General features: G+C 71.8%; 9 protein-coding genes and 1 pseudogene. All 10 read left to right on the plus strand.

The annotated features are described in order from the left end of the window. Nucleotides 1-625 precede the first annotated feature (625 nt). Nucleotides 626-901, plus strand: coding sequence for a hypothetical protein (locus tag AC2W7C_RS11405; RefSeq protein WP_486001545.1), 276 nt, complete (start codon nt 626-628; stop codon nt 899-901). Further along, nucleotides 898-1,563, plus strand: coding sequence for a hypothetical protein (locus tag AC2W7C_RS11410; RefSeq protein WP_486001546.1), 666 nt, complete (start codon nt 898-900; stop codon nt 1,561-1,563). The genes AC2W7C_RS11405 and AC2W7C_RS11410 overlap by 4 nt, the downstream gene beginning before the upstream one ends. After that, nucleotides 1,560-2,711: a heparinase II/III domain-containing protein gene (locus tag AC2W7C_RS11415; RefSeq protein WP_486001547.1), complete on the plus strand. Its 1,152-nt coding sequence runs from the start codon at nt 1,560-1,562 to the stop codon at nt 2,709-2,711. Before AC2W7C_RS11410 ends, AC2W7C_RS11415 begins: the two co-directional genes overlap by 4 nt. Next, nucleotides 2,633-3,118, plus strand: coding sequence for a hypothetical protein (locus AC2W7C_RS11420; protein WP_486001548.1), 486 nt, complete (start codon nt 2,633-2,635; stop codon nt 3,116-3,118). The genes AC2W7C_RS11415 and AC2W7C_RS11420 overlap by 79 nt, the downstream gene beginning before the upstream one ends. Nucleotides 3,119-3,131: 13 nt before the next feature. Further along, on the plus strand, nt 3,132-4,430 hold the full coding sequence (locus AC2W7C_RS11425; RefSeq protein WP_486001549.1) for an MFS transporter: 1,299 nt from the start codon (nt 3,132-3,134) through the stop codon (nt 4,428-4,430). After that, nucleotides 4,430-4,990: pseudogene (locus tag AC2W7C_RS11430) on the plus strand (SDR family NAD(P)-dependent oxidoreductase); the annotation flags it as partial. The gene AC2W7C_RS11425 and the pseudogene AC2W7C_RS11430, both read left to right, overlap by 1 nt. Before the next feature lie 98 nt (nt 4,991-5,088). Next, nucleotides 5,089-5,181: a hypothetical protein gene (locus tag AC2W7C_RS11435; protein WP_486001550.1), complete on the plus strand. Its 93-nt coding sequence runs from the start codon at nt 5,089-5,091 to the stop codon at nt 5,179-5,181. Between the two features lie 254 nt (nt 5,182-5,435). Beyond that, on the plus strand, nt 5,436-6,386 hold the full coding sequence (locus AC2W7C_RS11440; RefSeq protein WP_486001551.1) for an SGNH/GDSL hydrolase family protein: 951 nt from the start codon (nt 5,436-5,438) through the stop codon (nt 6,384-6,386). Then, the gene (locus AC2W7C_RS11445) at nt 6,374-6,979 is read left to right on the plus strand and encodes a sugar kinase (RefSeq protein ID WP_486001552.1); all 606 of its coding nucleotides are present in this window, start codon (nt 6,374-6,376) and stop codon (nt 6,977-6,979) included. The genes AC2W7C_RS11440 and AC2W7C_RS11445 overlap by 13 nt, the downstream gene beginning before the upstream one ends. Beyond that, nucleotides 6,943-7,197 (plus strand): PfkB family carbohydrate kinase (locus AC2W7C_RS11450; protein WP_486001553.1); only part of this gene is annotated, 255 nt, incomplete at its 3' end. The genes AC2W7C_RS11445 and AC2W7C_RS11450, both read left to right, overlap by 37 nt.

Here is a 7,197-nt window from a genome sequence, read left to right on the forward strand (position 1 = left end):
GCCCGGCGCGACCTGGCCTTCGTGGCCCGCAACGCCGTGGGCGTGACCTGGTATCCCAAGGACAGCGCCCGGGCGGCGCTGGACAGCGGCCAGGCCCGCGCCGTGGCCCCGGGCGAGGACACCTTGACCACGGCGGCGGCCGCGGCGTCGGCGGGCGACCGTCTGGAGCTTTCGGCCGGCGTCTACGTGGTCAACCAGACCCTGATGCTGGATCGGGCCGTGACGATCCAGGGACCCGCCGAGGGTGAGGCGCGCATCCTGTTCTCCCGGCCGGCCCTGTTCGAGATCGGGCGGGGCGGTTCGCTGAAGCTGTCGCGGGTGACGGTCTCGGGCGCCTCCAGCCCGGACGAAGCCGGCAACGCGGTGATCCGCGCCGGCGCCGCGCGCCGGCTATCAACTGCTGATCGAGGACAGCCGCTTCGTCGAGCTGAAGGTCAACCGCGCCTTCAACCTGTTCTCGGCCGGCCCCGGCACCCTGGCGGACCGTATCGCCCTGAGCGGCGTCACGGTCGAGGGCGCGACGGGATCGGTCGTCGCCGCCCACACCGAGACCGAGGACCTGGGAACCTACAACGCCGAGGTCGTCGAGATCGCCGGTTCGACCTTCCGCGACATCGTCGGCCCGATGATCGATCTCTATCGGGGCGGCACGGACGAGAGCACCTTCGGCCCCCGGCTGGTCCTCACCGGCTCGACCTTCGAACGCGTCGGGGCGGCCGGCGACGAGCCCGCCTCGGTGAAACTGTACGGCGTCCAGCGCGCCGAGATCGCCGGCAACCGCTTCGAGAACAGCGGGCCGGTCCGCTTCTTCCGGCGGGTTGGCGAGCCGGTGCTGATCTGGCGCGACAACGTCCTGGCCGAGACGCCGGACCTGGTGTCGAACGTGGAGGCGGCGCGATGACGCGTTCGCTGACGGCCTTGCTGCTCGCCGCGACCTGCGCGGTCGCGCCGCTGTCGGCGGCGAGCGCGCCGGTTCCCTCGGAGCCGGTTCAGACCGCCCGGCCCGCCGACGACGCCTCGCCGGTGCTGGTGTCCCCTGAAGCCTGGCGCGCCATGGCCGAAGCGGGCGACCGCTATCCGATGTTCGCCGCCGAGCGCGCCCGGATCACGGCCGAGGTGGAAGCCGCCATGCGGGCGGGGATCGACGTGCCCACGCCGCGCGACCTGGGCGGCGGCGCCACCCACGAGCAGCACAAGCGCAACTACAAGGCCATCGCCGGAGCGGGCGCGCTGTACCGGATCACCGGCGACCGCCGCTACGCCGACTTCGCCCGCGACATGCTGCTGGAGTACGCCCGCCTCTATCCGACGCTGGGGCCGCACCCCGCCGGCCGGTCCTCGGTCAAGGGGCGGCTGTTCTGGCAGGCGCTGAACGACTCGGTCTGGCTGGTCTATGCGTCCCAGGGCTACGACGCGATCCGCGACACCCTCAGCGCCGAGGACCGGCGCCGGATCGACGAGGACGTCTTCCGCCGCATGGCGCGTTCCTGTCGGAAGAGAACGCGCCGTATTTCGACCGCATCCACAACCACGCCACCTGGGCGACGGCCGGCGTGGGCATGACCGGATACGTGCTGCGCGATCCGGAGCTGGTCGACCGGGCGTTGCGCGGAACCGCCCGCGACGGCCAGGCCGGCTTCCTGCGCCAGATCGATCTGCTGTTCTCGCCGGACGGCTACTACGCCGAGGGGCCCTACTATCAGCGGTACGCCCTGGCGCCGTTCGTGATCTTCGCGCGGGCCATCCAGCAGAACGAGCCCGGGCGGGGCATCTTCGCCTATCGCGACGGCGTGCTGCTGAAGGCGGTCGAGGGCGTGGTCCAGGCGTCCTACGACGGCCTGATCGTCCCCATCAACGACGCCCTGCCCGACAAGGGCCTGGACAGCGAGGAGATCGTCACCGGCGTCGCCATCGCCTACGCCCAGACCCGGGATCCGCGCCTGCTGTCGATCGCCCAGGGCCAGGGGCGCACCCTGCTGTCGCCCGACGGGCTGGCGGTGGCGCGGGGCTTGGCCGAAGGCCTGGCCCGACCGTTCGACTTCCGGTCGATGCAGCTGCGCGACGGTCCCGACGGCGAGAGCGGCAATCTGGTCTTCCTGCGCCAGGGCGGCGAGACCGGTCAGATGCTGGTGATGAAGAACACCCAGCAGGGCCAGGGCCATGGTCATTTCGACCGCCTGAACTGGCTGTTCTACGACAACGGGAACGCCGTGATCGCCGACTACGGCGCGGCCCGCTTCCTGAACGTCGAGGCCAAGAACGGCGGCGGCTATCTGGACGAGAACGACAGCTGGGCGCAGCAGACGGTGGCTCACAACACCCTGGTGGTGAACGGCCAGAGCCAGTTCGGCGGCGACTGGCGCGTGGGCGAGGAGCACCCCACCACGCCGCTGCTGTTCCAGGTGGAGGACGGCCTGCAGGTCGCCTCGGCCCGGATCGAGAGCGCCTATGAGGGCGTGACCCTGACGCGGACCCTGGCCCTGGTCGAGCATCCCGACCTGGCCTTCCCGATCATGCTGGACCTGATGCGCGCCGACGGCGCGACGCCCGCCCTCTACGACCTGCCGCTGCACTTCCGCGGCAGATCATCACCCAGGGCTTCGAGGCGCGGCATGCGCTGGCCGAGCGCCCGGTGCTGGGCGACCGGGCCGGCTATCAGCACCTGTGGGTCGACGCCCAGTCCGAGCCCGGCGACGAGGCCCGCAGCCTGACCTGGCTGCTGGACGGGCGGTTCTACACCTACCGCTTCGCCGCCTCGGCCCCGACCCGGGCGATCCTGGCCGAGAGCGGCGCCAACGACCCGAACTTCAACCTGCGCCGCGAACCGGTCCTGATCCGCCGCATGGAGGGGCAGGCCGACGCCAGCTTCGTCGCGGTGCTGGAGCCCCACGGCGAATACGACGGGACGGCCGAGACCGTCACCGGATCGACCAGCCGCATCCGCGACGTCGCCCGCCTGCGCGGCGAGGACGCCGAGGTGGTGGTCGTGACCCTGGCGTCCGGCAAGACCCTGGCGCTGGGCGTCGCGGACGACATCGCGCCCGGCCGCGCCCACACGGTGCGCGGCGGGGGGCAGACCTATCAGTGGACCGGCGGCTACGCCCGGTTCGATCGCTAAGGAGCTCCCGGCGATGAAGTCCAGTCTTCGATGGGTGATCATCGGCCTGATCGCCGTGGCCACGATCATCAACTACATCGACCGCAACGCCCTGGCGGTCATGTGGCCCGAGATCGCGCCCGAGATCGGCGCGACCAAGGAGGACTACGCGCTGCTGGTGACCATCTTCATGGTCTTCTACGCCATCGGCCAGTTCGCGTTCGGCAAGCTGTTCGACGCCATCGGGGTGCGGCTGGGCTTCGCCCTGTCGATCGGGGTGTGGTCGATCTCCATCGCCCTGCACGCGGTCGCCAACTCGATCCTCTCGTTCAGCGTCTTCCGCGCCATGCTGGGGATCAGCGAGGCCGGCGCCTGGCCGGGCGCCGTCAAGGCCAACGCCGAGTGGTTCCCCGCCCGCGAGCGCGCGTTCGCGCAAGGGATCTTCAACGCCGGCGCCTCGATCGGGGCGATCGTCTCGGCGCCGCTGATCGCGCTGCTGTTCCTGTCGCTGGGCTGGAAGGGGACCTTCCTGCTGGTGGGGGCGCTGGGCTTCATCTGGGTGCTGCCCTGGCTGATCATCTACCGCGCCGGACCGGACCGGCACCCCTGGGTCAGCGCCGCCGAGCGCGCCCTGATCCTGGACAAGCCCGCCGCCCAGCCGGTCGATGCGCCCCTGGCGCCGCCCTATGCGCCGACGGTGCGTCAGCTGCTGACCCATCGCCAGAGCTGGGGCGTGATCCTGTCGCGCTTCTTCCTGGACCCGATCTGGTGGCTGTTCGTGTCCTGGCTGCCGATCTACCTGGCCGAGACCTTCGACTTCGACATCAAGCAGATCGGCATCTTCGCCTGGGTGCCCTACGTCGGGGCCATGATCGGCAGCCTGTTCGGCGGCTGGCTGTCGGGCTGGCTGATCAAGTCGGGCCGGTCGGTCGACACCGCGCGCAAGGCGGCGGTCACCCTGGGCGGCCTGGTCATGGCGCCCTGCCTGATCGTCGCGCCGAACGTCACCGACCCGACGGTCGCCGTGCTGGTCATCGCCGGGGTCCTGTTCGGCTTCCAGGTGGCCATCGGCAACATCCAGACCATCCCCGGCGATCTGTTCGACGGGCGCTCGGTCGGCTCGCTGGCCGGCGTCGGCGGCATGGCGGCCGTGGCGGGCACCCTGATCACCACCTGGCTGGTGCCGGCGATGACCAAGGTCTCGTACGGCCCGATCTTCATCCTGGTGGCGGCCCTGGTGCCGCTGTCGCTGCTCTCCCTGTGGTTCGTCACCGGCCGCATCGCGCCGGTCGAGCCGCGCCCCTCCTCCTCCGCTCCCCAGAAGGACTCCTGATGCTTTTGAACGACAAGGTCGCCATCGTGACCGGCGGCGGCCGCGACATCGGCCGCGCGGTGTCGCTGAAACTCGCCGCCGAGGGCGCGCGGGTGGTGATCAACTTCGCCAACGACGCGGCCAGCGCGACCGAAACCCTGAAGGCGGTCCAGGCCGCCGGCGGAAAGGCCGTCCTGCACCGCGCCGACGTCTCGACCGGCGCCGGCGCCGACAGCCTGGTCGCGGCCGCCCGGGATGCGTTCGGTCCCCGCGTGGACATCCTGGTCAACCTGGCCGGCGGCATGGTGCAGCGCCGCCCCCTGGCCGAGATCGACGAGGCCTTCTTCGACCAGGTGATGAACCTGAACCTGCGTTCGGCCTATCTGATGACCCGGGCGGTTATCCCGCACATGGAGGCGGGCGCCGCGATCGTGAACTTCTCGTCCCAGGCGGGGCGCGACGGCGGCGGCCCGGGGGCGGCGATCTACGCCACCTCCAAGGGGGCGCTGATGACCTTCACCCGCGCCATGGCCAAGGAGTTCGGACCCCAGGGCATCCGCGTCAACGCGCTCTGCCCCGGCATGATCAGCACCGGTTTCCACGACACCTTCACCAAGGACGAGGTGCGCAAGGCGGTCGCGGCCGCCACGCCCCTGCGCCGCGAGGGCGCGCCGAGGAGGTGGCCCAGGCCGTGGCCTTCCTGGTCTCGGACGGGGCGTCGTTCATCACCGGGGCGAACGTCGACATCAACGGCGGCCTGCTGTTCTCGTGACCGGACCCGCGATCCTGCGGCGCCTGGCGGCCGGTCGCCGCTCCTGGCCGCCGCCAGCGGCCCGGCCTGGGCGCAGTCGACGGTCTGGGTTCCGGCCTGGACCGCCTCGGCGGCCCCCGCGCGCTTCGACGGGACGCCCGAGGCTCCGCTGGCCTATCGAAACCAGACGGTGCGGCAAGACATCCGCCTGGGGCGCTCGGCCGCAGGCGATCCGCATCCGGATCAGCAACGAGCTGGGGACCCAGCCGCTGAAAGTGGGCGCGGTCACCATCCGCCCGACGCAAGGCCAGGGGCCGGATCTGTCCGTCACCTTCGCGGGCCAGGCTGGGCCGATCCTGCCCCCGGGCGTCGCCCTGGTCAGCGACCCCATCTCGCTGCCGGTCCCCCGCTTCGGCCAGGTCTCGGTCGCCGTCTTCCTGCCGGAAGAGACGCGGGGCGTGGTGCGCCGCGTCGGCGTCCGGATCGGCGAGGGCGGCGGGGCGGTGGCGGACGAGGTCCGACTGGAGCGGCGCCAGAGCTTCATCTCCGCCGTCTACGCCGCCCGTCGAGAGGCGCCCGTGGTGATCGCGGCTCTGGGCGATTCCATCACCGAGGGAGCGACCTCGACCCTGGGGGCCGACGCGGACTGGCCCTCGTTGCTGGCGCGCCGTCTGGACGCCGCCTGCCCGGGCGGCTTCGTGGTCGTGAACGCGGGCATCAGCGGCAACCGGGTGGTCCAGGACGGCCGCAGCCCCAACGCCATGGCGCGGCTGGACCGCGACGTCCTGAGCCTGCCGGGTGTGACCCATGTGATCCTGCTGGAGGGGATCAACGACATCCGCCACAACGGCGATCCGGCCCAGCCCGGGCGCAGCGCCGAAGAGGTGATCGCCGGCTATCGCCAGATCGTCGACCGCCTGCATCTGCACGGGATCAAGGTGATCGGGGGGACCGTCACCCCCTTCGCCGGGTCCGAGCGCTTCGACGACCGGTCGGAAGCCGCGCGGCAGGTCCTGAACGCCTTCATCCGCGACAGCGGCGCCTTCGACGCGGTGATCGACTTCGACGCCGCGGTGAGGGATCCTGAACGACCCGAGGCGATGATCGAGGGCGCGCACCGCGACGATCGCCTCCACCCCAACGACGCGGGCTACCGACGCATGGCCGAGGCGATCGACCTGACCCTGTTCCAGCCGTCCGGCGGAAGCGCGCGATGCCCGGGCTGAACGTCGTCTGTTTCGGCGAGTGCATGCTGGAGTTGGCCCGTACGTCGGAAGGCGCGGCGCGGCTGGGCTTTGGCGGGGACACCTTCAACACCGCCCTCTACATGGCGCGCCTGGGGCTTGCGGTGCGCTACGCCACCGCCCTGGGCGCCGACGCCTGGTCGGCCGAGATGAAGGCGGCCTGGGCCGAGGAGGGGGTGGGCCTGGATCTGGTCCTGACCGATCCGGAGCGCCTGCCCGGCCTCTACGCCATCCGCACGGACGCCAGGGGGGAGCGCACCTTTTCATACTGGCGCGAGGCCAGCGCGGCCAGGCGCTTCATGCGGCTGCCCGGCGCCGAGCGGGCTCTGGAGGCGATGGGGCGGGCGGACCTGCTGTATCTGTCGGGCATCTCGCTCTCGCTGTTCGACGACGCGGACCGCGCGGTCCTGCGCGTCGCGGCCGAGGCGGTGCGCCGCCGGGGCGGGGAGGTCGCCTTCGATCCCAACTACCGGCCTCGGAACTGGCCGTCGGTCGAGGCGCCCGGCGCGCCATCGACGCCTTCGCGCCGCTGGTCACGATCGCACTTCCGACGTTCGAGGACGAGGCGGCGCTGAACGGCGACGTCTCTCCCGAGGCCACCGCCGAGCGCTGGCTGCGGCGGGGCGCGCGCGAGGTGGCGGTCAAGCTGGGCCCTGACGGCGCGCTTCTGGCCGGCGCCGGTGCGTCGGGGCGGATCGCGACCCAGCCTGTCGAGGTTCCGGTCGACACGACGGGCGCGGGCGACAGCTTCAACGCCGCCTACCTCCACGCGCGGCTGACCGGCCAGGACGCC

The organism is Brevundimonas sp. CURTG3B2_SDJG (assembly GCF_057364705.1).

Coding starts and splice junctions, on each gene's coding strand:
- AC2W7C_RS11445 (WP_486001552.1), top strand. CDS start 6,374: ATGCCCGGGCTGAACGTCGTCTGTTTCGGCGAGTGCATGCTGGAGTTG.
- AC2W7C_RS11410 (WP_486001546.1), top strand. CDS start 898: ATGACGCGTTCGCTGACGGCCTTGCTGCTCGCCGCGACCTGCGCGGTC.
- AC2W7C_RS11415 (WP_486001547.1), top strand. CDS start 1,560: ATGACCGGATACGTGCTGCGCGATCCGGAGCTGGTCGACCGGGCGTTG.
- AC2W7C_RS11405 (WP_486001545.1), top strand. CDS start 626: ATGATCGATCTCTATCGGGGCGGCACGGACGAGAGCACCTTCGGCCCC.
- AC2W7C_RS11425 (WP_486001549.1), top strand. CDS start 3,132: ATGAAGTCCAGTCTTCGATGGGTGATCATCGGCCTGATCGCCGTGGCC.